The 23089-nt window shown below is 63.3% G+C and carries 23 protein-coding genes; 8 read left to right on the top strand and 15 right to left on the bottom strand.

Annotated elements, in window-relative coordinates; translation table 11 throughout:
• Nucleotides 1-429: 429 nt before the first annotated feature.
• Nucleotides 430-1143 carry a RadC family protein gene (gene radC, locus V1294_RS00775; protein ID WP_334504436.1) on the bottom strand — a complete coding sequence of 238 codons (714 nt, stop codon included), beginning with the start codon at nucleotides 1141-1143 and terminating at the stop codon, nucleotides 430-432.
• A 130-nt stretch (nucleotides 1144-1273) separates the two neighbouring features.
• A complete protein-coding gene (locus V1294_RS00770; protein ID WP_334494541.1) occupies nucleotides 1274-1654 on the bottom strand; it encodes a hypothetical protein in 381 nt (126 codons plus the stop codon).
• On the opposite strand from V1294_RS00770, the gene V1294_RS00765 reads away from it, so the two are divergent.
• Nucleotides 1644-1862: a hypothetical protein gene (locus V1294_RS00765; RefSeq protein WP_334494539.1), complete on the top strand. Its 219-nt coding sequence runs from the start codon at nucleotides 1644-1646 to the stop codon at nucleotides 1860-1862. The genes V1294_RS00770 and V1294_RS00765 overlap by 11 nt on opposite strands.
• Before the next feature lie 370 nt (nucleotides 1863-2232).
• Here the strand turns inward: V1294_RS00765 and V1294_RS00760 are convergent, their stop codons facing one another.
• Both V1294_RS00760 and V1294_RS00755 read right to left on the bottom strand, forming a co-directional pair.
• Complete coding sequence (locus V1294_RS00760) at nucleotides 2233-3015, bottom strand: hypothetical protein (protein WP_334486584.1); 783 nt, start codon at nucleotides 3013-3015, stop codon at nucleotides 2233-2235.
• A 63-nt stretch (nucleotides 3016-3078) separates the two neighbouring features.
• A complete protein-coding gene (locus tag V1294_RS00755; protein WP_334494537.1) occupies nucleotides 3079-4032 on the bottom strand; it encodes an SMP-30/gluconolactonase/LRE family protein in 954 nt (317 codons plus the stop codon).
• 88 nt (nucleotides 4033-4120) lie between these two features.
• Between V1294_RS00755 and V1294_RS00750 the strand changes: the two genes are divergently transcribed.
• Nucleotides 4121-5239: a DUF3616 domain-containing protein gene (locus tag V1294_RS00750; protein ID WP_334494535.1), complete on the top strand. Its 1119-nt coding sequence runs from the start codon at nucleotides 4121-4123 to the stop codon at nucleotides 5237-5239.
• A 100-nt stretch (nucleotides 5240-5339) separates the two neighbouring features.
• On the opposite strand, the gene map is transcribed toward V1294_RS00750, so the two are convergent.
• Both map and V1294_RS00740 read right to left on the bottom strand, forming a co-directional pair.
• Nucleotides 5340-6164, bottom strand: coding sequence for a type I methionyl aminopeptidase (map, locus tag V1294_RS00745; protein WP_334486575.1), 825 nt, complete (start codon nucleotides 6162-6164; stop codon nucleotides 5340-5342).
• Nucleotides 6165-6279: 115 nt separating this feature from the next.
• Complete coding sequence (locus V1294_RS00740) at nucleotides 6280-7596, bottom strand: mechanosensitive ion channel family protein (RefSeq protein WP_334494534.1); 1317 nt, start codon at nucleotides 7594-7596, stop codon at nucleotides 6280-6282.
• A gap of 238 nt (nucleotides 7597-7834) precedes the next feature.
• On the opposite strand from V1294_RS00740, the gene V1294_RS00735 reads away from it, so the two are divergent.
• A complete protein-coding gene (locus V1294_RS00735) occupies nucleotides 7835-9628 on the top strand; it encodes a potassium/proton antiporter (RefSeq protein WP_334494532.1) in 1794 nt (597 codons plus the stop codon).
• Between the two features lie 31 nt (nucleotides 9629-9659).
• Here the strand turns inward: V1294_RS00735 and V1294_RS00730 are convergent, their stop codons facing one another.
• Both V1294_RS00730 and V1294_RS00725 read right to left on the bottom strand, forming a co-directional pair.
• Nucleotides 9660-9947: a DUF1330 domain-containing protein gene (locus V1294_RS00730; RefSeq protein ID WP_334486559.1), complete on the bottom strand. Its 288-nt coding sequence runs from the start codon at nucleotides 9945-9947 to the stop codon at nucleotides 9660-9662.
• A 2-nt stretch (nucleotides 9948-9949) separates the two neighbouring features.
• Nucleotides 9950-10174: a hypothetical protein gene (locus tag V1294_RS00725; RefSeq protein WP_334494531.1), complete on the bottom strand. Its 225-nt coding sequence runs from the start codon at nucleotides 10172-10174 to the stop codon at nucleotides 9950-9952.
• A gap of 119 nt (nucleotides 10175-10293) precedes the next feature.
• Between V1294_RS00725 and V1294_RS00720 the strand changes: the two genes are divergently transcribed.
• From V1294_RS00720 to ilvD, 4 genes are all read left to right on the top strand, one after another.
• On the top strand, nucleotides 10294-11184 hold the full coding sequence (locus V1294_RS00720; protein ID WP_334494529.1) for a LysR family transcriptional regulator: 891 nt from the start codon (nucleotides 10294-10296) through the stop codon (nucleotides 11182-11184).
• A gap of 96 nt (nucleotides 11185-11280) precedes the next feature.
• Nucleotides 11281-12210: a glycine reductase gene (locus V1294_RS00715; RefSeq protein WP_334494527.1), complete on the top strand. Its 930-nt coding sequence runs from the start codon at nucleotides 11281-11283 to the stop codon at nucleotides 12208-12210.
• A 166-nt stretch (nucleotides 12211-12376) separates the two neighbouring features.
• The gene (locus tag V1294_RS00710) at nucleotides 12377-13570 is read left to right on the top strand and encodes a CaiB/BaiF CoA transferase family protein (RefSeq protein WP_334494526.1); all 1194 of its coding nucleotides are present in this window, start codon (nucleotides 12377-12379) and stop codon (nucleotides 13568-13570) included.
• A gap of 136 nt (nucleotides 13571-13706) precedes the next feature.
• Nucleotides 13707-15551, top strand: a complete 1845-nt coding sequence (gene ilvD, locus V1294_RS00705) for a dihydroxy-acid dehydratase (protein ID WP_334494524.1) — start codon at nucleotides 13707-13709, stop codon at nucleotides 15549-15551.
• 4 nt (nucleotides 15552-15555) lie between these two features.
• On the opposite strand, the gene modC is transcribed toward ilvD, so the two are convergent.
• The 7 genes from modC to V1294_RS00670 all read right to left on the bottom strand — a co-directional run bounded on the left by modC (nucleotide 15556) and on the right by V1294_RS00670 (nucleotide 21602).
• Nucleotides 15556-16215 carry a molybdenum ABC transporter ATP-binding protein gene (gene modC / locus V1294_RS00700; protein WP_334494523.1) on the bottom strand — a complete coding sequence of 220 codons (660 nt, stop codon included), beginning with the start codon at nucleotides 16213-16215 and terminating at the stop codon, nucleotides 15556-15558.
• A 2-nt stretch (nucleotides 16216-16217) separates the two neighbouring features.
• Nucleotides 16218-16913: a molybdate ABC transporter permease subunit gene (gene modB / locus V1294_RS00695; RefSeq protein ID WP_334494522.1), complete on the bottom strand. Its 696-nt coding sequence runs from the start codon at nucleotides 16911-16913 to the stop codon at nucleotides 16218-16220.
• Nucleotides 16913-17698 (bottom strand): molybdate ABC transporter substrate-binding protein, encoded by a 786-nt coding sequence (gene modA, locus V1294_RS00690; protein WP_334494520.1) that lies wholly within the window; start codon nucleotides 17696-17698, stop codon nucleotides 16913-16915. The genes modB and modA overlap by 1 nt, the downstream gene beginning before the upstream one ends.
• A 225-nt stretch (nucleotides 17699-17923) precedes the next feature.
• Complete coding sequence (locus V1294_RS00685) at nucleotides 17924-18445, bottom strand: Spy/CpxP family protein refolding chaperone (RefSeq protein WP_334494519.1); 522 nt, start codon at nucleotides 18443-18445, stop codon at nucleotides 17924-17926.
• Nucleotides 18446-18474: 29 nt separating this feature from the next.
• Nucleotides 18475-19422 carry a penicillin-insensitive murein endopeptidase gene (mepA, locus tag V1294_RS00680; RefSeq protein ID WP_334494518.1) on the bottom strand — a complete coding sequence of 316 codons (948 nt, stop codon included), beginning with the start codon at nucleotides 19420-19422 and terminating at the stop codon, nucleotides 18475-18477.
• A gap of 187 nt (nucleotides 19423-19609) precedes the next feature.
• Nucleotides 19610-20416: a phytanoyl-CoA dioxygenase family protein gene (locus V1294_RS00675; RefSeq protein WP_334494516.1), complete on the bottom strand. Its 807-nt coding sequence runs from the start codon at nucleotides 20414-20416 to the stop codon at nucleotides 19610-19612.
• Nucleotides 20417-20645: 229 nt separating this feature from the next.
• Nucleotides 20646-21602, bottom strand: coding sequence for a Bug family tripartite tricarboxylate transporter substrate binding protein (locus V1294_RS00670; protein ID WP_334494514.1), 957 nt, complete (start codon nucleotides 21600-21602; stop codon nucleotides 20646-20648).
• A 163-nt stretch (nucleotides 21603-21765) separates the two neighbouring features.
• Between V1294_RS00670 and V1294_RS00665 the strand changes: the two genes are divergently transcribed.
• On the top strand, nucleotides 21766-22944 hold the full coding sequence (locus tag V1294_RS00665) for an FAD-dependent monooxygenase (RefSeq protein ID WP_334494512.1): 1179 nt from the start codon (nucleotides 21766-21768) through the stop codon (nucleotides 22942-22944).
• The last annotated feature ends 145 nt before the right edge of the window (nucleotides 22945-23089 follow it).

The raw sequence follows: 23089 nt of genomic DNA, 5'->3' as shown, positions 1-23089 counted from the left end.
ACACGCTCCAGCGGTCCTGAGAATTTCCAGTCATCAGCGAAAAAGGATTGGGCCAATTCGCCGGGATACAACCGCCTAACTACGGTCTCCTCGATAGGAGGCTTTGTTCTTTCCGATGTCGCCTGTTGGCAGATACCGTTGAAGAAGTCCTCTTCAGCTTATGAACGAAATTTTTCAGCACTATTGGTGCGTCTAACGCTCGGCGACGTGGGGGACCTCATCGATTCGCGCAAAACCGACCAGTGACTCCCGTACTTGTCTTACAAGGGCTCCCCGCGGCAGAGACAACCAAAAACTGACATTCGCGAGATCTTTGGGGCCGCTCGATTTTCGACTTTTTCAACAGTATCGGCACTTTTCAGATCTTGCGCGGTATCTGACTTGAGTCCGGAATGCGCTCCTCCTCTGAATTTATGGGTTCACGCCCTACTAGATCAGCTTCAGCGCCTTGAGGCTCGAATGACCGTTCTTGCCGACGATGATGTGGTCGTGCACGGAAATGCCGAGCGGGGTGGCGATCTGGACGATCGCCTTGGTCATATGGATATCGGCCTGCGAGGGCGTCGGATCGCCGCTAGGATGGTTGTGCACCAGGATCAGCGCGGTCGCCGATAGTTCGAGCGCGCGCTTGATCACCTCGCGCGGATAGACCGGGGTGTGGTCGACGGTGCCGGTCTGCTGAATTTCATCCGCGATCAACTGGTTGCGTTTGTCGAGGAACAGCAGGCGGAACTGCTCCTTGTCGGCGAACGCCATGCCGGTCCGGCAGTACTCGATTACGTCGTTCCAGGACGATAGCGCGATCTTGCGCTTGATCTCGCCCTTTGCCACCCGGCTCGCCGCCGCGGCGAGCAGCTTGATCTGGTTGATCGAGGCCTCGCCGATGCCATCGATCTCGCGCAGGCGGGCGACCGGCGCATGAATGACTTCGGCGAACGAGCCGAATTTTTTCAATAGCGCCTTCGCCAGCGGCTTGGTGTCGCGCCGGGGCAAAGCGGGAAACAGCGCCATCTCCAGCAGTTCATAGTCGCTCAGCGCCTCCGGCCCGGCACTGTAAAACCGCTCGCGCAGCCGTTCACGGTGGCCGTGATAATGCGGCGTCTCGGTGGGTTGATCTGGTGTATCACTGGTCTTGGCGGGCATCGGCACTAACAATTGCCGTGCCGGTCAGCTTTTGCAACTCTGAAGTGTCAGGCCAGCCGACGATTTCGGATAGAGGAAAAGGCGCCGCGCGAAGCACGGCGCCTCCGGTAGTTTCAAGCCAGCCGCGCTATCAGGCCTTCACGGCTGCGAACGCATAGCCGTTGCCGTCCTTCGACAGCGTGCCGACGTTCGGGAAACCGAAATGATAGCCGGCGATCATGCCTTTTTCGGCAATGACGCGATCGAAGAACGCGCGCCGCGTGGCTTCCGCCTGGGGGCCATCCGTGTCGAACATCGAGAACCAGCCGGGATTCTTGACGAACAACTGAGGGATACCGGTGACGTCGCTCTGGATGAACAGTTGCTGCCCGCCCGATGCCACCAGGAAGGACATGTGGCCGACGGTGTGGCCGGGCGTGGCAATGGCGCGCACGCCGGGGACCAGTTCGGCGCCGTCGGCATATTGCTTGATGTTCTTCCAGGTCGGGAAGGTGGACTGAATGCGCCGCACATTGCCGCGAGCAGTTATCGAACTTGTCCGGGCCGATCCCGCTGGCGGTCAAAGCCTTCTTGACGTCGTCGAGCGAGGCGTTCTTGACGAAGCCGTCAGCCAGAACCCGCTCGATGCTGCCGTCATGCAGGCTGAAGACCTCGATGTCGCCGACCTTGTATTTGAGGCTGTCCGCGGCGCGCTGCGCATGCGCCGCGCCGATGAATGAAACCGGCGCCTTGAGGCCGAAAACGAGCGCTGCCCCCGTGCTCCCGAGGACCAGATCGCGACGTGAAATCTCGAACATTGCCCTTGCTCCCTTTTGTTGATCCTTAAGCCCGCCTGGCCCTTTGTTCCGAAGGGCTCACGCTACATGCTACCCCGCACAACCCAGCATATTCCGGTGCGATTCCGGCTCAATGACAGGCGGTTGCGGCGGTGCGGGAGGACCCGCCGGGAGGCAGGACGAGGATGACCCGCCGGCCCCAATTGTGCGGTAACAGATGGCTTGTCCGCGGGTCGATCGGGTTCATGGCTGGAATCGCCGTACCAGCCATCGACGATGAGGTGACGTCGATATTGACGATTCCGCTGAGGATCTAGGGTTGAACGGTATTCAATACCTCCCACAACGTCATCGGGGCTCCGCCCCAATGCCAGAATGAGTAGCCTTGGTAATTTCTGGCGTTGCACAGCCGAATGAATTCCCGGGCGCGCTCGGCGCAGGCCGACGCCGAGGCACAGCCGCCTTCGGCCGTTCCAATGAAGCCCGCGCCGACCGGGACGAACGGAATCGTCAAATGTGCATTGCCCGTCTCCGCGCGGTCGACGCGGTTGGCGACGCTGGGACTGGCGCCATAATAGGTTTGCGGGAAGTTGATATGCGCCTTCTTGGCGATCTCGTTGAATTTCGGCAGCCAGCCGTCGATATTTTGCGGAATGTCGTTGCTGGATATTCCAAGCGGTTTTTCGAGGTTGTCTGCAATTTGCCGCATCGCAGCGGCGTAAGCCTTCGCTTCCGCCAGGTCGCCATGAAAGTATGCGCTCGTTCCCTCGGCATCCATGATCATGCCGTCGAGTTCGAACTCCTCAACGAGATCGCCGAGCAGCTTGGCCTCTTTCTTCGCAACGGCAGTCGTCGCGCAATGGGGGACCTGCCAGCCCCAAATCTCGATACCGTTGTCACGCGCCAGGCGGATCAGTTCCTTGAAGTCGCGCGCAACACCATCTCTCACATTCGCATAACGCGAAGTTCCGTCCGCAACTTTCACCCACAGCGCTGAAAGGTTGGCCCGTTTGGCTTTCGCGATAATTTCTGCCGGACTGCCTTCCGCGGCCACCACTTCACGAAGCTTCCAGATATACATGCTGCGCTGGCCCACTCTTCGTCCTTCCCCTTATGATGGCATCAAGATCGTTCAGCGGTTTCTTCGCGTTCCGGCGTCTCAGCACCTACCGGGCACTTGCAGGCATGGCTCGCGGCCGGGACGGTCCACGCGGAACGCCTCGATGAAGCGGCCTTCCTTTTGGGTCACGAACACGGTTTTGCCGTCAGGACCGCCAAAGGTGAGGTTGGTCGGCTGTTTTCCGTTCAGGGGCACCTCGCGCTGGAGCGATCCATCGGCGCCGATGATGGCGATTTTACCGGCCGAAAGCCGCGCGAGATAAATCCGGCCGTCGAGGTCGGTACGCAGGCCGTCGACCTCGAAATCCGCAAAACCCCTGACCAGCCGCGGGTCGAGCAATTTGCTGCCATCGAGGCGATAGGCCCATACCTGCCGCGAATTCGACTCGCTGACGTAAAGCGTCGCGCCGTCCGGGCTCAGATCGATTCCGTTGGTCACGCCGAGGCGCCTTGTGCTGGACATCACTTCGCCGCGACCTTTGCCGTCCGCGCCGCGGGTAATGCGCCAGATCTGGCCGCCCGCGGGCGATGCAAATTGCGGGTCGCTGGCATAGAGCGTGCCGTCCGCCGCGATCGCCAGGTCGTTTGGCTGATTGAACCGATCGGAATGAAAATAGACCTGCGGCGTGGTTTCGCCGCGTTCAATGACCCAGACATTGTGCTTCTTGAAATCAGCGACGTACATCCGCCCGCCGCGATCGAAACGAATGCCGTTACCGATGCTGCCCACAGGAAGCAATGCGAAGAGCTGGGATTGCGAGGCGCCAGCCGCGACCTTGCCGATACTGCCGCTCTGTTGAAAATTGACAACGTAGAGGTTGCCGGATGCGTCGACCGCGGGACCTTCGATGCCGGGAGTATACTCGCCCTGCGGCGTGATCCTCTTGCTTACGAACAGGGGGTCCTCGGCCGCGTTGCTCTGGCCTGCGAAGAAAACGGCGCATGCGATGAGGTAGGTCGCAACCAGTTTCGCTCCCCGTTCTATCGTCGTCACCGTCAGCTCCCTGTTGCAACGAATTGTGACGGATGCAATGATGGGTTGCAGTGCATTTTATCGACACGCTTGTCTTGAGGAAAGAGAAATGCGTTCGGTACGTTTCGCCCTCGTCACCATGGGCTTGCTGGGCTGCATTGGTGGCAGCTCTGAGGCGCAACAGACCTCGTCCATCCCCCTCAAGCGAATGACGATCCAGGGTGACTTTGCGGTCAGTGAAGGCGCGGCCGCGACCGACATCAGCGGGATGGCTTGCCTGCCGGAAGGCACGCCGCGAAAGTGCCTGCTGGTCAACGACGAGAACAAGAACGCGCAGTTCGCCGCGATCCAGGAAGATCGCATGGTCGTCGGAGACCCTGTGCCGTTGATCGGCAGCGCGCCGGACTCACGGACGCTCGGACGTCCACCGGACGAGACCTGCGAGAAAGCAGATGATTTCAAGGATTTGGACGGTGAGGGGGTCGCGTATGCCGCGCGCTATTTTTATGTCGCCGGTTCGCACGGATGCGGACGCTCCAGGGGCAAGTTCCGGCTATCTTCCTTTATCCTCGCGCGGGTGCGGGTCGATCGGCAGGGACAACCGGCCGATCGCGCCGGCAGGCCGCTGGCGCGCGAAAACTTCGCGCAAGCGGTTGAGACCACCTATCGCGTCTCGGATCTGTTGAAACGCACCGGAAAGGCGGCGGCATTTTTCGGCAAGGATCTGGAATCCGCTGACGGACTGAACATCGAAGGCGTCGCGGTGCAGGGCGACACGATCTGGTTCGGCTTGCGGGGACCTGTGCGCAAGAACAAAACCGCTTATCTGGTATCCGGCGATATCGCCGACCTGTTCAAGGCCGGAAACAAGCGAAGCAAAGCCAAGCCCGAAGTCGTTCCGATCGATCTTGATGGGCTGGGAATCCGCGACCTCGCGCCATTGCCCGACAAGCGTCTGCTCGTCGTCGCCGGCGCGGCCCATGGGCCGGAAGTCCCCTTCAAGCTCTTTGTCGTCGATCCGGCCAAAGACAGGGTGACGCCGATCGGGCCGCTCGCGGCGGTGACAGGGCAGGTCGACGGCGAGATGAAAACAGGCAAGGCCGAGGGCGTGACGGTTCTCGATATGACGGGCGACAAGGCGCAGATTGTGGTCTTGTTCGACAGCCTTCCGAACGGCGCGCCGCACCTGGCCAATGTTTCGATTCCCGCGCGCAACAAGCCGCGATGAGTTTGCTCGCGTGGCGCCCTGCCTGCGAACTCATTCGGTTATGTGGCTGGATCGTTGGCAGGCTGGAACCAGGCTTCCGCCCAATTATGCCGGAGCCCAACTATGCCGGAGTCAGTGGCTTCTCGCCGTTGCGCTGCGACAGCGTGAAGATCTCGACGCCGGTCGCGGTCACGCCGACCGAATGCTCGAACTGTGCCGACAGCGAACGGTCGCGCGTCACCGCGGTCCAGCCGTCCGACAGGATTTTTACATGCGGCTTGCCGAGATTGATCATCGGCTCGATGGTGAAGAACATGCCGGGCTTCAGCATCACGCCCTCGCCGGGCCGGCCGATATGGATGATGTTCGGCTCGTCATGGAACATGCGTCCCAGCCCATGGCCGCAGAAATCGCGCACCACGCTCATGCCCTGCGGCTCGACGAAACTCTGGATGGCGTGGCCGATGTCGCCGGTGGTGGCGCCGGGCTTCACCGCAGCGATGCCGCGCATCATGGCTTCATAGGTTACTTCGATCAGCCGCTCGGCCTTGCGCGCGATCGGGCCGATCACATACATGCGGCTGGAATCGCCGTACCAGCCTTCGACGATAAAGGTGACGTCGATATTGACGATGTCGCCCTCTTTCAGCGCGCGGTCGCCGGGCATGCCGTGGCAGACCACGTGATTGATCGAGGTGCAGGTCGAATAGCGGTAGCCGCGATACATCAGCGTCGCCGGATAGGCGCCGTGGTTGAAGGCGAAGTCGCGGACGAATTCGTCGATCCGGGAGGTCGGAACGCCTGCCTTGACGATGTCGGTGAGCTCGTCGAGGCACTTTGCGACCAGCGCGCCCGCCTTGCGCATGCCGGCGAACCCGCTCGCGCCATGCAGTTTAATCTGGCCGGTTTTTCGCAAAGAGGTGTCAGACGCTTCAATATAGCTCATGGGGCGGTCATGCTTCGGAGGAACGGGAACGATTGGTTTAATGGTCTAATTTAGTGATCAGAGCGGTCTGCGGCAAGTCGAGGTTAAGGCGCCGGAGCTCCAAAAAGACTTGCATCTAGCCGGAAACTTCCACCACCTGCTCGACCGGCAGCGCACCGCCGCGGACGCGGATTTCGCGGACCGGATAGGGAACACGGATCCCCTCGCGCTTGAAGGCGTCCCACAGCGCCAGCATCACCTCGCTCTTTACGTTGTCCATGCCATCGGGATCGGCGATCCAGAAGGTCAGCGAAAACTTCATGCCGGCCTCGGCGAATTCGGTCAGGATGCAGTTCGGCGGCTTGTTCTTGATGGCGCGCGGGGCAGCCGCAGCGATCTCGATCGCCAGCTTGCAGACGAGGCGGGGATCGGCGTCGTAATTGGTGCTGAACAGCACCTTCACCAGCGTGTTCTTGTCGGTATAGGTCCAGTTCACGACCTTCTGCGTCACCAGATCCTCGTTCGGGATCAGGAACTCGCGGCCGTCGCCGGCGGCGACCGAGATGTAGCGCGTCTTCATCGCGCTGATCCGGCCCGAGCTGTCGCCGATGGTGACGAGATCGCCGGGTTTCACCGACTTGTCCGCCAGCAGGATGATCCCTGAGATGAAATTGGCGACGATCTTCTGCAGGCCGATACCGATACCGACGCCGACCGCGCCGGAAAACACCGCCAGCGCCGAAAGGTTGATGCCGACGGCGCCGAGCGCGACGATGACGGCGACCGTCAAGAGCCCCATCCGGATCATCTTGACCAGCAGCACCTGAATGGACGGGGTGAGGTCGGCGGAGCGGTTGATCCGGCTTTCAATGAAATTGCTGGCGATGTTGGTCAGCCATAGCGCCAGGATCAGGAGCGCGCCGAGCTTGATCAGAACCAGCGGCGTCAGCCGCAAGCCGCCGAGAACGATCGAGACGGAATCCGAATCCAGCAACTGCAGGGTCGGCTCGAGCTGGCCGATGACACTGAGAGCTGCCACCAGCCAGGCCGACAGCGACACCAGCCTGACGATGAACTCGTTGCGAATGACCGACGTCACCAGCCGGATCACGAGCCAGGCCACCGCAAGCTTGGCGGAAACCGCCAGCAAATAGCTGCGGCTCGGCCAGGTCGAGTGGACCATCACGAAGCGCTCCACGATCACCAGGATCGCGAACACGACGGTGGAGGTGCTGCCGACCAGAACGTGGGCGAAGCGGCGCAGCGCTACCGGCCACCGCATCGCAAGCGAGGTCATGTCGACGCGGGCGCGAATGGATGCCTCGCTGGCCCAGGCAATGCCGCCGGCGGTGAGGATCAGGCCAAATTGCAGATAGAACCAGGGCGAGGTGACCTCGGCGCCGAGCGAGCGCGCGGTAGCGTGCAAGAACTCGATGATCTCTTTCAGGTCCATCGGCCAAATCTCGTTTGGGGCTGCCCGGCCCGCCGGACAAAGTTGATTCGCGAATAGCAGGCAGATTCTCATAAGCGCCGGGCGGATGCCATCGGCACAGCAGGCGCGGGGGCAGGTCAGGCCCCTAAAATCGGGCACATTGCCACTAACGCAGAAATGGGTTGGCGTTCAACTGTGGCAACGATAAGGATGCAATTGCAAGTATTTGCCAGGATTGTTGAGGTTACTGCGGAGATTCATGGCTTCTCTCGACTCGGTCAGCATCGCCATCTTTCTGGGCGCTGTTCTGGTGATGGCGGGCATCCTGTCGAGCCTGCTCGCGCTGCGCTTCGGGGCGCCGCTGCTGCTGGTGTTCCTCCTGATCGGCATGCTGGCCGGCGATGCCGGGCCGGGCCAGCTCTCCTTCGATGACGTCCGCACCACCTATCTGGTGGGATCGGTGGCGCTGGCGCTGATCCTGTTCGACGGCGGTCTGCGAACCAGGTTTCAAAGCATCCGTACTGTGCTGGCGCCATCGATGGTGCTGGCAACCGTCGGCGTGCTGGTCACCGCGCTGGTTGCCGCGCCGGCCGCCAAATATGCGCTCGATCTGAACTGGACCGAGGCGCTGCTGGTCGGCGCCGTGGTGGCATCGACCGATGCCGCGGCGGTGTTCCTGCTCGTTCACACCCAGGGCCTGCGCCTGCGTCCCCGCGTCGGCGCAACCCTGGAAGCCGAATCCGGCACCAACGACCCGTTCGCGATCTTTCTCACCCTGATGCTGGTCGAATTCATTTCACTCGGCGAGAGCTCGCCCGCGCATGTTGTGCTGGAGCTCGCGCGCGAAGGCGTGCTCGGCGCCGTCCTCGGCGTGATCGGTGGCCGCCTGGTGGTGGTGGCGCTCAATCGCATGGCGCTGCCGCAAGGCCTGCATGCGCCCTTTGTCACGACCGCTGCGCTCGTGATCTTCGGCGTGGCGCAGATCTCGCACGCCTCCGGATTTCTCGCGGTCTATCTCGCCGGCATCATCATCGGCAACCGGCCGACGCGCGCGCATAATTCGGTGGTGACGTTTCTCGACGCCGCGACCTGGCTGGCGCAGATCGTGATGTTCGTTCTGCTGGGCCTGCTGGCATCGCCGCAGCGCCTTCTGGACAGCGTGGGTCCCTCGGTGGTCGTGGCGCTGGTGCTGATGCTGGTGGCGCGGCCGCTCGCGGTGCTGCTGTGCCTCATGCCATTCCGGTTCAACTGGCGCGAAAAGGTCTTCATCGCCTGGACCGGCCTGCGCGGTGCGGTCGCGATCTTTCTCGCCTCGATCCCGATGCTGGTCGGGCTGTCGAAAGCCTATCTCTATTTCGACGTCGCCTTTGTCGTGGTCGTCATCTCGCTGCTGCTGCAGGGTTGGACGCTGGCGCCGGCGGCGCGGTGGCTGCATGTGGCGCTGCCACGCGTCGACCGCGGTCCGCGGCGCGTCGAGCTCGATCTGCCGGGCCAGCTCGAACAGCAACTGGTCGGCTATCCGGTTCGGCCGAAGAGTCTCTACTTCCGGCGTGGCCTGCTGCCATCCTGGTCGAAGCCGACGCTGGTGATCCGCGACGAGCGCATCCTCTCGCCTGTCGAAGCCGATCCGGTCGCGGCCGGCGACTACCTCTATCTGCTGGCACCGCCGGAAAAAGCCGAGGCGCTGGATCGCTTCTTCGTCGACATGGCGCCGAGCTCGGCGCCCGACCCGCATCTGCTCGGCGACTTCATGGTATCGGGCGAACACACGCTCGGCGAGCTGGCCGAGATCTACGGCGTATCGGCCGGGGAGGAGCAGGCGAAGCTGACGCTGGCGGATTATTTCGACATTCATCTCGACCGTGCGCCCAAGGAAGGCGCTGAGCTGGTGCTGGATCCCATTGTGCTGGTCGCACGCAGCATCAGCGGCGGGCGGGTCAACGTGGTCGGCCTGCGGCTGCCCGAGGATGAGGAAGCGGCCGTGCCCCTGACGCGCCGGCAGGCGTTCAGGCGCAAGCTTGCAGATATCTGGTCGTCGGTGGCGGGGGTTTGAGCGCACCGTCGCATAGCGCTGCCGACCTTCATCAAGCGCCTTCGACGATGATGAAGTCGGCATCCGCATATTGCTGGCGGATCGTTCTCGCTTTCTGATATTCGGCGCTCCGGTAGCAGGCCATCGCCGTTTCGCGATCGGCGAACTCCACGACGACGTTACGATCGCGCGCATCGCCTTCCATGAGTTCGAATGGGCCACCGCGTACGATGAACTTCGCTCCGAATTTCTCGAATGCCGGCCGCGCCGCCGCGAGGTAATCCGGGTAGCGTTCGGGCTGCCGAACGCTGACGCGCACGATCCAGTAGGCTTTGGGCATGATCAATCTCCGTGTTCAGGTTCAGGCGACGGCAGGCATGGCGGATGGCTCAGCCGCGTTGCGAAGGCGACGACCGCTGCGATCAACCCGGCAAACGCCGCTCGAACAGCTGCGGCCTGCGCGACCCGCGCTTCCCGAATGAGCCTTTCTTTCATTGCGGAATAATCAGCGGGCGAATTCAGCTGGATTTCGGGGGTGGCGGCCTCAATCCGGTTTTTGACCTGCATCATCCGCTCCATCGTTCGCGCTTGCGCCGTTTGAAGCGCCGCGATGCGATGGCTTTACGATGGTGTGATAATCATATAAAATGAATTATAATGATAAATATAATCTCTATGAGAGATAGATGGATCTGTCCGATTTGAAGATATTCAGTGCCGTGGTCCGCGAAGGCAGTGTGACCAGAGCCGCGCAGCGTCTGCATCGCGTTCAGTCCAATGTGACGACGCGCATCCGCCAGCTCGAGGAGGATATCGGCGTTTCACTCTTCATTCGCGAAGGAAAGCGCCTGCATCTGTCGCCGGCCGGGCAAATATTGATCGACTATGCCGACCGGCTCCTCGCGCTGGCCGAAGAGGCGCGCAATGCGCTGCAGGATCCACGGCCGCGCGGCGTTTTTCGCCTGGGTGCAATGGAGAGCACCGCCGCCGTCCGCTTGCCCCGACCGGTGAATGAGTATCATCGGCTTTATCCGGACGTGGCCTTCGAACTTCGCACCGGAAATCCGCCGACGCTCTCAAAGGCGCTGCTGGCCCGTGAACTCGATGCCGCGCTGGTGACCTTGCCGATTGCGGACGCGCTGTTCGAGAAGGTGGCGGTGTTCGAGGAAGAGCCCGTCATCGTTTCCGCCGCCGGCACGCCGGCGATCGGCAAGGGCAAAAATGCCTACTTCCCGCGCACCATCATCGCGTTCGAGCATGGCTGCCCGCACCGCAAGCGACTGGAGGATTGGTATGCGCTGCGCGATCAAATGCCGGAGCGCACCATCGAACTGGGCTCCTATCATGCCATGCTCGGATGTGTCGTCGCCGGCATGGGCGTCGCACTGCTGCCGAGAAGCGTGCTGACGACGTTTCCGGAGAGCCGGCGGCTCAAGGTCCATCGCCTGCCGCCGGGCGAGAATCGCGCCGATACCTATCTGATCTGGCGGAAGGGAGCCGATTCGCCAAAGGTGCAGGCGCTGCGTGATTTGCTGATCAGGCAACGCTCCAGGAGGCGCGATCCTGCGCAGGTCTGATGCAATATCCGCAGTTGAGGAATGAACGAAGTATCATTAGCCTCAGGGCAAAGGCCGCGTGACGGCCGCCCGGTGGAAACGCAAGGAGACACAACAATGTCCGGCCCCCTCGACGATCAGCTCGGCTTTGCGCCCGACTACGATGCCGCGATCCCCTATATGCAGCGGACCCGCGATTATTACGCCGCGATTGGCTACACCACGCCCTACCGCTGGGCGCATTACATTGACGCGCCGTTCCAGCCGCTGAAGAAGCCGCTCGCGCAGTCGCGCGTGACCATCGTCACGACAGCCGCAAAGTATGATCCCACCAAGGGCGATCAGGGTCCCGGAGCGGCCTACAACGGCAGCGCAAAATTCTACCAGGTCTATGACGGCGACACCGCCAAGCAGCACGATTTGCGGATCTCGCATATCGGCTACGACCGCAAGCACACCGCGGCGACCGACAACTGCACGTGGTTTCCGTTGCCGCAAGTTCTGAAAGCCGCCGCCTCGGGGCGCATCGGCGAGGTGGCGCCGCGCTTCTTCGGCGCGCCGACCAATCGCAGCCACCGCGTCACCATCGATGTCGACGCGCCGGATATTCTCGCGCGTTGCATTGCCGACAAGGTCGATGTTGCCGTGATCGTCCCGAACTGCCCGGTCTGTCACCAGACGTCAGCCCTGGTGGCGCGGCATCTCGAAGCTAACGGCATCGCCACCGTCGTCATGGGTTGCGCCAAGGACATCGTCGAACATGCCGCCGCGCCGCGCTTCCTGTTTTCGGATTTCCCGCTCGGCAACTCCGCCGGCAAGCCGCATGATGTGGAGTCGCAGGCGCTGACGCTCGAACTGGCGCTGCGTCTGCTGGAGTCCGCGCCGGGCGCGCGCACCACGATGCAGTCGCCGCTGCGCTGGAGCGAGGATGCCTCCTGGAAGCTCGACTACAACAACATCGCGCAGATGAGCCCGGAAGAGCTAGCACGCCGCCGCGCCGAGTTCGACAAGCAGAAAGAAATCGCACGCGGCAACCGCGCGGCGTGATCCCTTCCTTCTCCCCTTGTGGGAGAAGGTGGCGCGAAGCGCCGGATGAGGGGTGTCTCACAGCGCACGCGGTATTCGCGGAGAGAAACCCCTCACCCGTCTTCGCTTCGCGAAGCCACCCTCTCCCACAAGGGGAGAGGGAAGAAAGAAGCAGGAGGACGTCCATTTGACCCGACCGTTCGAAGGCGTGAAGATTCTCGACTTCACGCAGGTGCTGGCCGGCCCCTATGCGAGCTACCAGCTCGCGCTGCTCGGCGCCGACGTCATCAAGGTGGAGCGCCGCGAAGGCGAGGACATGCGCCGCACGCCGCTGAGCCGCGAATGGGCCGAGCGCGGGCTTGCGCCGGGCTGGCAGGCCATCAACGGCAACAAGCGCAGCCTCACCCTGGATTTGCAGAAGCCGGAGGCGATCGCCATCGTCAAGCAACTCGCCGCCCAGGCCGACGTGGTGATGGAGAACTTTCGCCCCGGCGTGATGGACAAGCTCGGCATCGGCTACGCCGCACTCTCCGCGATCAATCCGCGGCTGATCTATTGCGCCATCTCGGGCTTCGGCCAGACCGGCCCGGAACGGCTGGGCGCCGGCTATGACGGCAAGATCCAGGCCCTGTCAGGCATCATGTCGATCACCGGCCACGTCGAGACCGGGCCGACGCGCGCAGGCTTTGCAGTCTGCGACGTGCTGTCGGGCGCGACCGCCGCCTTCGCCGTGTCGAGCGCGCTTTTCCAGCGCACCCATACCGGCAAGGGACAAATGGTCGATGTCTCCATGCTGGAGGCGACGCTGGCGTTCCTGTCCGGGCAGATCGCGGATTATTCGGTCGCCGGCCATCGCCAGCAGCTCTCCGGCAACCAGGCGGTGAGCCGCCGCCCCACCGCCAATTTGTTTAGGGCGGGTGAGGGCTATCTGCTGCTGGCCGTCAACAGCGAGAAACAATACCGCGCGCTGATGACCGCGCTCGGCCGTGCCGATGCGCTGGAAGATCCGCGCTTCGCCGACTGGTTCGCCCGTCAGGAAAACGAGAAGGCGTTGCGGGCCATCATCGAGGAGGCGCTCTCGAAAAAGGACCCGCGCGAGTGGGAAAAGATCCTGGAGGCCGCGGGCGCGCCCTGCGCCAGCATCTGGAAGGTCGAGGAGGTGATCGACCATCCCCAGATCGCCGCGCGCGGCGCTATTCAGGAGATCGATACGCCCTATGGACGCCTGCGTTTTGCCGGCAGCGGCTTTCAGCTCGCCCATGGCGGCGGCAGGCTGGATCGGATGGCGCCCGCGCTCAGCGCCCATACCGACGAGGTGCTGGCCTCGCTCGGCTATGACGCGAAAGCGATCGCGGAACTGCGCGCGCGCGAGGTGGTCTAGCGGTAGCCGGGGCAGGGGCGCTGGGCCCTGTCCCGTTTTGGGTGGGCCCGCGCATGGCGACCCTGCGCCAAGCCGCTTTTATCGATCCGGCTCACCGTCTAAAAGACGCCTTTCCCGCTTCCCAAAAGGACAGATCATGCCCGCCTACCGCTCCCGAACCACGACCCACGGCCGCAACATGGCGGGCGCCCGCGGCCTCTGGCGCGCCACCGGCATGAAGAACGAGGACTTTGGCAAACCGATCATCGCCGTGGTCAATTCGTTCACCCAGTTCGTGCCCGGCCACGTCCACCTGAAGGATCTCGGCCAGCTCGTCGCGCGCGAAATCGAGAACGCCGGCGGTGTCGCAAAGGAGTTCAACACCATCGCGGTCGATGACGGCATCGCCATGGGCCATGACGGCATGTTGTACAGCCTGCCGTCGCGCGAGATCATCGCCGACAGCGTCGAGTACATGGTCAACGCGCATTGCGCCGACGCCGTGGTCTGCATCTCCAACTGCGACAAGATCACCCCCGGCATGCTGATGGCGGCGCTGCGGATCAACATCCCGACCGTGTTCGTCTCGGGCGGGCCGATGGAGTCGGGCAAGGTCAACATCAAGGGCAAGCTCCGCGCCGTCGACCTGATCGACGCCATGGTCGCGGCCGCCGACAGCAATGTCAGCGACGCCGACGTGGAAGTGATCGAGCGCTCGGCCTGTCCGACCTGCGGCTCGTGCTCGGGCATGTTCACGGCCAATTCCATGAACTGCCTCACCGAGGCGCTGGGGTTGGCGCTGCCGGGCAACGGCTCGGTGCTGGCGACGCATGCCGACCGCAAGGGATTGTTCGTCGAGGCCGGGCATCTGATCGTCGATCTGGCGCGGCGCTACTACGAGCAGGACGACGAGACTGCGCTGCCGCGCAACATCGCGAACTTCAAGGCGTTCGAGAACGCGATGACGCTCGACATCGCCATGGGCGGCTCGACCAACACCGTGCTGCATCTGCTGGCGGCAGCCTATGAAGGGCAGGTGCCGTTCACGATGCAGGATATCGACCGCCTGTCGCGGCGGGTGCCGGTGCTCTGCAAGGTGGCGCCGTCGGTGGCGGACGTGCATCTGGAAGACGTCCATCGCGCCGGTGGCGTGATGGCCATTTTGGGCGAACTCGATCGCGCAGGCCTGCTCAACCGCGGCCTGCCGATGGTTCACTCCAGGACGCTGGAAGATGCGCTTGGCCGCTGGGATATCGTCCGCACCAAGAGCGAGAGCGTCCGCAAATTCTTCATGGCGGCGCCGGGTAATGTGCCGACGCAAGTGGCGTTCAGTCAGGAACGCCGGTTCGAAGAGCTTGATACCGATCGTGCCACAGGCTGCGTTCGCGACGCCGAGCATGCTTATTCGAAAGATGGTGGCCTTGCCGTGCTGTCAGGCAACATCGCGCTCGATGGCTGCATCGTGAAGACTGCCGGCGTCGATGAGAGCATTTTGAAGTTCGAGGGGCCGGCACGGGTGTTCGAAAGCCAGGACGCCGCCGTCGAAGGCATTTTGGGCAATAAGATCAAGGCCGGCGATGTCGTTGTGGTCCGCTATGAAGGCCCGCGCGGTGGCCCCGGCATGCAGGAGATGCTCTATCCGACCAGCTACCTCAAGTCGAAGGGCCTCGGAAAGGTTTGCGCCCTGGTCACCGATGGCCGCTTCTCCGGCGGCTCGTCAGGCCTGTCGATCGGACATCTTTCGCCGGAAGCCGCCGAAGGCGGGTTGATCGGTCTGGTGGAAGAGGGCGACCTTATCAAGATCGACATCCCCGCGCGTTCGATCAGCCTCGTGGTCGATGACGCCACGCTGGCAAAGCGCCGCGAAGCGATGCTGGCCCGCGGCGCGGAGGCGTGGAAGCCCGTCAAGAAGCGCAGCCGCAAGGTGACGATGGCGCTCAAGGCCTATGCGGCGCTGACGACCAGCGCGGCCCGCGGCGCGGTGCGCGTCGTTCCCGACTAAAGGGCTACGTCAGCACCTTGACGCCGCCGAGCGCGGTCACCCGGCCGCGCTTGAGCATGACGATCTGCGTCGCGAGCTGGCGCAGCTCCGCGGCATCGTGGCTGACATAGACCATGGGAATGCCTTCGTCGCGCAGCCGCACCAGATAGGGCAGGATTTCCTCCTTGCGGCCCTCGTCGAGCGAGCCCAGCGGCTCGTCCAGCAGCAGCAGACGCGGCTTCGATAGCAGCGCACGGCCGAGCGCGACACGCTGGCGCTCGCCGCCGGAGAGCTGGCCCGGCCGGCGGTCAAGCAGATGGCCGATATCGAGCAGGTCGGTGATGCGCTTATGTTGCTCCGAATCCACGGCAAGGCGATTCATGCGCCGGCCGTAGTCGAGATTTTGCCGCACATCGAGATGCGGAAACAGCCGCGCGTCCTGAAACACGTAGCCGATGCGCCGCCGGTGCGGCGGCACGTGAATGCCTTTCGACGTGTCGTCCAGCGTATCGCCGTCGAGTGCGATAACGCCACGGTCGGGCCGCAACAGTCCTGCGATCATGTTGATCAGTGACGTCTTGCCGGCGCCGGACGCACCGAACAGGCCAGTGACGCGGCCCTGGCTTTCGAACGCAGCTTCGAGCGAGAATTCGCCGAGCTGTTTGGTGACGTCGACCCGCAGCATGGTCAATTCCCGTGCAGGCGTTTGGTGGCGCGCCGCGCGAACCACTCGGATGCGATCAGGGCGCCCATTGCGATCACGGTGGAAACGACAACCAACCGCCCGGCGGCTGTATCGCCCTCCGGTGTCTGGATCAGCGAATAGATCGCCGAAGAAATGGTCTGGGTCTCGCCGGGAATGTTGGAGACGAAAGTGATGGTGGCGCCGAACTCGCCGATTGCCTTGGCGAAGCCGAGCACCATGCCGGCCAGCACGCCCGGCAGCGCCAGCGGCAAGGTTACGGTGGCAAACACCTGCCAGGGTGCGGCGCCGAGCGTGCTCGACGCCTGCTCCAGCCGGCGGTCGATTGCTTCGATCGACAGCCGGATCGGCCGCACCAGCAGCGGAAACGACATGATGCCGCAGGCAAGCGCAGCGCCGGTCCAGCGAAACGCGAACACGATACCAAGGTTGTCGGCGAGCCACGCCCCGACCAAGCCACGGCGGCCGAAGGTCAGCAGCAACAAATATCCGGTGGCGACCGGTGGCAGCACCAGCGGCAAATGGACCAGGGCGTCGAGGACCGACTTGCCCCAGAACTCACGCCGCGCCAGCAGCCATGCCAACGCGATGCCGAACGGCGTCGCCACCAGTGTTGCCATGACGGCGACCCGCAGCGACAGCAGGATGGCGGTCCATTCGGCGGGCGAGATCTCGAACATCAGGTCGAAGGGCTGACGAGGAACTTGAAGCCGTATTTTTCGAGGATGGTCTTCGCCGCGGTCGAGCGCAGGAAGGCGAGATAGTTCGACGCTTCCGGCTTTGCGGTGGTCGTTGCCGCCACGGGATAGACGATCGCAGGATGGGAATCGGCTGGGAAGGTGCCGACGACCTTGACGCCGGGCTCAACCTTGGCGTCGGTGGAATAGACAATGCCGAGCGCGGCTTCACCGCGCGCCACCAGCGTCAGCGCGGCGCGAACATCGACGGCCATCGCAAATTTCGGCTCGGCAGCCTGCCATGAACCGAGCTTCTCCAGCGCGGTCTTGGCGTATTTGCCGGCCGGCACCGATTTCACATCGCCGGTTGCGATCTTGCCGTCGCCGGCAAGCTTGGCGATGTCGAAGCCGGGGCCGATGTTCACATTGTCGACCTTGGAATCCTTCGGCGCGATCAGCACGATGCTGTTGCCGAGCAGGTTGGCCCGGGTCGGTTCATTGATGGTCTTCCTTCCGATTGCGTAATCCATCCAGTCGGTATCGGCGGAGATGAACACGTCGGCTGGCGCGCCTTGCTCGATCTGCCGGGCCAATCCCGAACTCGGGCCGTAGCTGACGACGATCTTGACGCCCGTCTTCGCGGTGTAGGCGGCGTCGATGTCGTCGAGCGCGTTCTTCATCGAGGCGGCGGCAAAGACGGTGATGGTCTTGTCCTGCGCGGCGGCGGGCGAGCAGAGCGCTCCGATCAGAATGACAAGGGCAGTGAAGATACCGGTGCTGCGATACATGAGGCGCTCCATGCATGCTTGCGAGCCGCAGATGGCGCACACAAGACAGGCGTTGGTTGGGGTCGATCGGGCGATCGTCGGAAGCGCCGTTCCGGAAATCCCGTGATGACTTGCGGTCGATCGGGATATCGCCAGTCCCAACATAATCAGGATGACGGCCGAGGTAAAGGTGGCTCGAGGCCCGGCCTCACCGCGCGAGGCCAGACCGGCCGGCTTGCGGAGCCCTCAATGGTGATGTTGACGCTTGTGGCCGCTGCCGTAACCCCGCAATTCCGCATACTTCGTCATCTGCGCCGGCGTCAAAATGCTTCCGGTCGACAAATGATACTTCAAATGGGTCTCGCGCAGTATCCCCTGCGTCGCGGCAACGGCCGCCGTGGACGCCTTCAGGCTTTCCGGCGTGACGGTTCGGCTTGCAAACAGCCTGTCCAGCTCGGCCTCCTGCTCGATCAGCTTCGAGCCCAGCGGCATCGCCTCGTCCTTCATCGCATCGAACAGGCGTTGCGTGCTGGCGCGTTGATCGGCCGTAAGGTTGAGCTTGTCGGCGAGTTCAAGGACGTGTGACGGACCCGGATAGCCGTTCAACTCGGCGGCGAGCGCCAGACCCATGCCGCGGCCGGCGTTGAGGTCTGCGATCTGCTGATCGGAAAGCGCCTTGATCGAACGGCCTTGCATCCCGGCATATGGAGTTTGTGCGTGTACGCTGGTGACGAAGGCAATCGAAGCAATCAGGGGCCAAATCTTCATCATCATTCTCCTGCAGAGTTGATTTGCGGTCAGGGCTTTGCGTCCGGCGCGTGCAATACGGTTTTGCAGACCGGCGGCAGCGCCGCCATGGTCATCGGCGGCTTCGGCTTCGGCGGCACTTTGGGTGGCTTCGGATGCAGCACCGCATCGCTGAACCAATAGGCGAGATCGGCAGGTTGGCAGCCTTCGCCCTCGTTCGGATCGGGCTGGCTTTCGCATTCGCCGGCGCCGGGCGGGCATTTGATGCGGATGTGGAAGTGATAGTCGTGGCCGTACATCGGCCGCACCTTGTGGAGCCAGTAGCGGTCGCCTTTTGCCTCACGGCAGAGCGCCTTCTTGATCGCGGCATTGACGAAGATGCGTTGCACGCTGGGCTCCAGCGCGGCGGCGCGGATCACCGCAAGATGCGTCGGCGTCCAGGCGTGCGGATCGATGTCGAGCCGGTCGGCGCGCACCATTATCACGGCCGACATCTCCTCGCGCTCGTTGCGCGACAATTGTCGGCCCGGCATCGGCGTCAGCCAGATGTCGGCGTCGAGCCCTACCTGATGGCTGGCGTGTCCGGTAAACATCGGCCCGCCGCGCGGCTGCGACATGTCACCGACCAATATGCCCGGCCAGCCGGCATCCCTGCGTGCTCTTGCGGCCAGCCGCTTGACCAGCGCGACCAGGTCGGGATGGCCCCAGTAGCGATTGCGCGACAGCCGCATCACCTGCCAATTGTCGCCGTTGATCGGCAACCCTTCCGCGCCCGCGATGCAGCCATGGGCATAGAACCCGTGCACCCGCGTCGGCAGCGCCGCCGGCAGCATCTTGCGGCCGAACAGCTCCTTGGCGGCGATGTTGGGATCGTTCGGGTTGGCCAGCGGCGGCAGCGGTTTTGGATGGACCGTGCCCTTGTCCTGCGCCCATGCGCTCGCGACGCTAGCGGCGATCATCAAGGTCAGAAGGGGGATCGGAATCAGGCGGGGGTTCATCGGATCACTCTATTCGCGAAAAACGTAGCATGAAATTGGCAACGGGCGACAGGCGCTGCAACCGCCATTGCGGTGCTGTTTGCCCTGTTCCAGCGCACCGGTCCGCGCAACACGCGCATCGGGATCAACTAGAACGGGGACACCCCCTCGTTGGTGGCCCCGCCCTAGCTTTCATTCTCGGCTCTTGTTATCCGCGCGCCTGCAAGGCCTGCCGGATGGCTCGCTCAACCGGCGAATAATCGCCGTCCGCTCGCGCAAGCCTGAACGGCTGAGACGGGTGCAGCGGCGGCTGCGCCATGAAACGCGGCGCGGATCCCCGGTGCATTTGCGCGGCGTGAACGAGGAACGGGTGGCACAGATAGACCGTGCCGGCATCGCCGGTCGCCTGCATCTCGGGCCGGCCGCTTCCCATCTCGTCCAGCCTGAAATGCGACATGCCGGCCTCGCCCGCCGGTTCGAGAAAGCGCGCCATGTCCAGATGCGAGCCCGGCCTTATTCGGGTGGGCGCGTCGGCTTCCCCGACATCGGAGAACAGGAACAGCATCAGCAGCGCACGTCCGCGCGACGTCACGTTGACCCGCCATGCGGCGTAATCCTGGCGGCCGACAGGTTCGTCTTCGCCGGGGAAGCTGAGATCGACATGCCAGCCGGCGTCGCCGGGATCGTGCGGGCTCGGAAACCGCACGGGGAAGGTGCCGAGGTCGGCTCGCGGCCACCAGCGTCCCTTTCCGACGAGCTGGTCAAAGGCGGCATGAAGCAGCGGGCTGTTGACGGCTTTCCTGAAGGGGTCGTCGCTGTAATAGCCGAGGCGGATCACCGGCCGCGTCCAGGTTGCGGGGTCATCGGGGTCGCATGGCAGATCGCGCCACAGGATGGCGCGACCCTGCTCGGCGAGCTCGCGCGGAAAGGCGCGATCGATCCGGACGAAGCCGTCCTGAATGAATTGCTCGATCTGCGCGTCGCTGAGCGCGCGCGCTGGTTTGCTGGTAGGCATGAGAATCCTCTTTATCGCTGGGCAAACGACCGTGGCCTGCGCGAAGCAGGAGCGGCCGGGCTATTTCTGTCGGAAACTTCCGCCCGCCTGAGCGGGCAACGCGGTCAGCGCGCGAGAAAGAAGACAGAAGCGATATGGGAGGTGCGGATCATCATGGCACGCACAATCTATCACGTGCACGGCGGCGTTCAACCGGTACGTGGCGGATCGAGATCAACTGAGGCCGCGACTACTGCAGCTCGATATTGGCCGACTTGATCACCGCCGCCCATCGGTCGACTTCCTCGCGCATGTATTTGGACGATTTGTCGACCGAGCCGCCGAAAATGACGGCGGACAGCTTCTTGAGTTGTTCCTGCACCTGGGGCTGACGCAACGCCTCGTTCACGTCGGCATTGATCTTGTCGACGATGTTCTTCGGAGTCTTGGGCGGCGCCACGATGCCGTACCAGGCGACCGCTTCAAAACCCGGAAGCGTTTCGGCGATCGTCGGGACATCCGGCAGCGCCGGCAGACGATCGGATGAGGCCACCGCGAGCAGTTTCAGCTTGCCGGCCTGAACCAGCGCCAGCGAGACGCCGAGATTGTCGAACATGACGTCGACGTCGCCGGCGACGAGACCCTGCAGCGCCGGCGCCGAGCCGCGATACGGAATGTGCCGCAGCTTCACCTTTGCCATCAGCTGAAACAGCTCCGAGCTCAGATGCGAGGTCGTGCCGTTGCCTTGCGTGGCGCAGATGGTCTTGTCGGAATTGCCCTTCAGGTATTCGATCAACTCGGGCACGCTCGATGCCTTGATGTTGTCCGGATTGACGATCAGCGCATTTGGCACCTGGGCCATGACGATGACAGGCTCGAACTTCGTCGGATCGTAGCCGAGTTTGGGATACAGATTGTGATTGATCACGAGCGGCGGCGGCGGCGACGAGAGCAGGGTGTAGCCGTCGGGCGCCGAATGATAGACCTGTTCAGCGCCGATGTTTCCGGCGGCGCCCGTGCGGTTCTCGATGACCACCGGCTGGCTCCATTTGCGCGACAGCCAGTCGCCGACAATTCGTGGAATCGCATCGGCCGTTCCTCCGGCCGGGAATGGAACGACGATCTTGACGGCACGATCCGGGTAATCGCCGGCCAGCGCCGGCATTTCACCAGGCGCGAACAAGGCCAGAAGCAGTGTCACGATCATCAGTTTACCGCGAACGGGAAGTAGAGCTGGCGCAGAGCCGTGCATTCAAACTCCTCCCGCTACCGTTTTGCCCCGTCCAGTCTGAGCTGTCGGCGCTTGGTATTTGCAGCAAGGAAGGATAGCTTGAACCAGCAAGCTTCCGAAGCCTTTTTTGCGTGGGACGATGACGCAGCTCACTGTCGTGATCATTGGAGGCGGAATTGGCGGGCTCTTCGCCGCCAACGCGCTGATCGCCCGCGGCTTCGATGTTTCCGTCTATGAGCAGGCACCCGCACTCGGCGAGGTCGGAGCAGGGGTCTTTCTGACGCCGAACAGCGTGCGGCAATTGCAGCGCGTGGGTCTTGGACCTCAGGTAGAACGACGGGGCGCCAGGGTCGGCCACGGTTCTCACTATTTTCGCCACGACGGCGCGCCGATAGCCCCGGTCCAGGTAACGGATTCTGCCGGCTGGAACGCCACCTTCGGCATGCATCGCGCCGACCTCGTCGAGATGCTGTCGGGCGCATTGCCACCAGGCGTGGTGCGCACCGGACATCGCGGCACGGGCTTTGAGCAGGCCGGCGAGGTCGCGCGCGTGTCATTCGCCAACGGTGCGGTGGCCGAAGGCGATGTCGTCATCGCGGCCGATGGCATTCACTCCGAACTCCGGCCCTATGCCGCGCCGCCGTCGCGGCCGGTCTTCCACGGCTCCGTCGCCTATCGCGGCGTGCTGCCGCATGCGCGCATTCCGCACTGGCCGACCGATTGCTGGCAGATGTGGCTCGGCAAGGGAAAACATTTCCTGAGCTTTCCGGTGCGATCAGGCGAACTCATCAACTATGTCGGCTTCGTGCCGGCCGATGCGGAAATGAAGGAATCATGGTCGGCGCCCGGAGATCCCGATGTGCTGCGCCACGAGTTTTGGGGATGGGACCCGCGCATCGCAACCCTGCTGAGCCAGGTTGAAACGACATTCCGATGGGCGCTGTACGACCGCGAGCCGCTGCCGAGCTGGACGCGTGGCCGCTTGACGCTGCTCGGCGACGCCGCGCACCCGATGCTGCCGCATCTCGGCCAGGGCGCCAACCAGTCGATCGAAGACGGCATGGCGCTGGCGACAATTCTGGCACAGGCGACGCGCGCCAGCGTACCGGCGGCGCTGCTTGCGTATGAGCGGCTGCGACGCGAGCGCGTGGCGGCGGTTCAGCGCGGTGCGCGCGAGAACGGCATGCGCTACGACTCCTCCTATTCCGATCTCGGCGTTCGCGATGCCGAGATATCGGCGCATGCGGCGTTTCGCAGGCGGCTTTACGATCACGACGTCGTGCCCGAAGCGCAAGCCGCGGCGGCTGCTTTGGGTTGAACGGGCGTTATGCCGCCACCGCCCTTAACCGCGCGATAACCCTGTCGATCGTTGACGTATACTCATGCGCACGCGCGGCGTTTCGCGCATTCCTTGTGCATCAGGGATGGTGTCGCCCGTCTGCCGCGCAAGCGCGACGATTTTG

It is taken from the genome of Bradyrhizobium sp. AZCC 1678, assembly GCF_036924765.1.
Lineage (GTDB): Bacteria > Pseudomonadota > Alphaproteobacteria > Rhizobiales > Xanthobacteraceae > Bradyrhizobium > Bradyrhizobium algeriense.
Note: the sequence above shows the minus strand (reverse complement) of the source record. Positions and strands in the feature narration are given on the sequence as shown.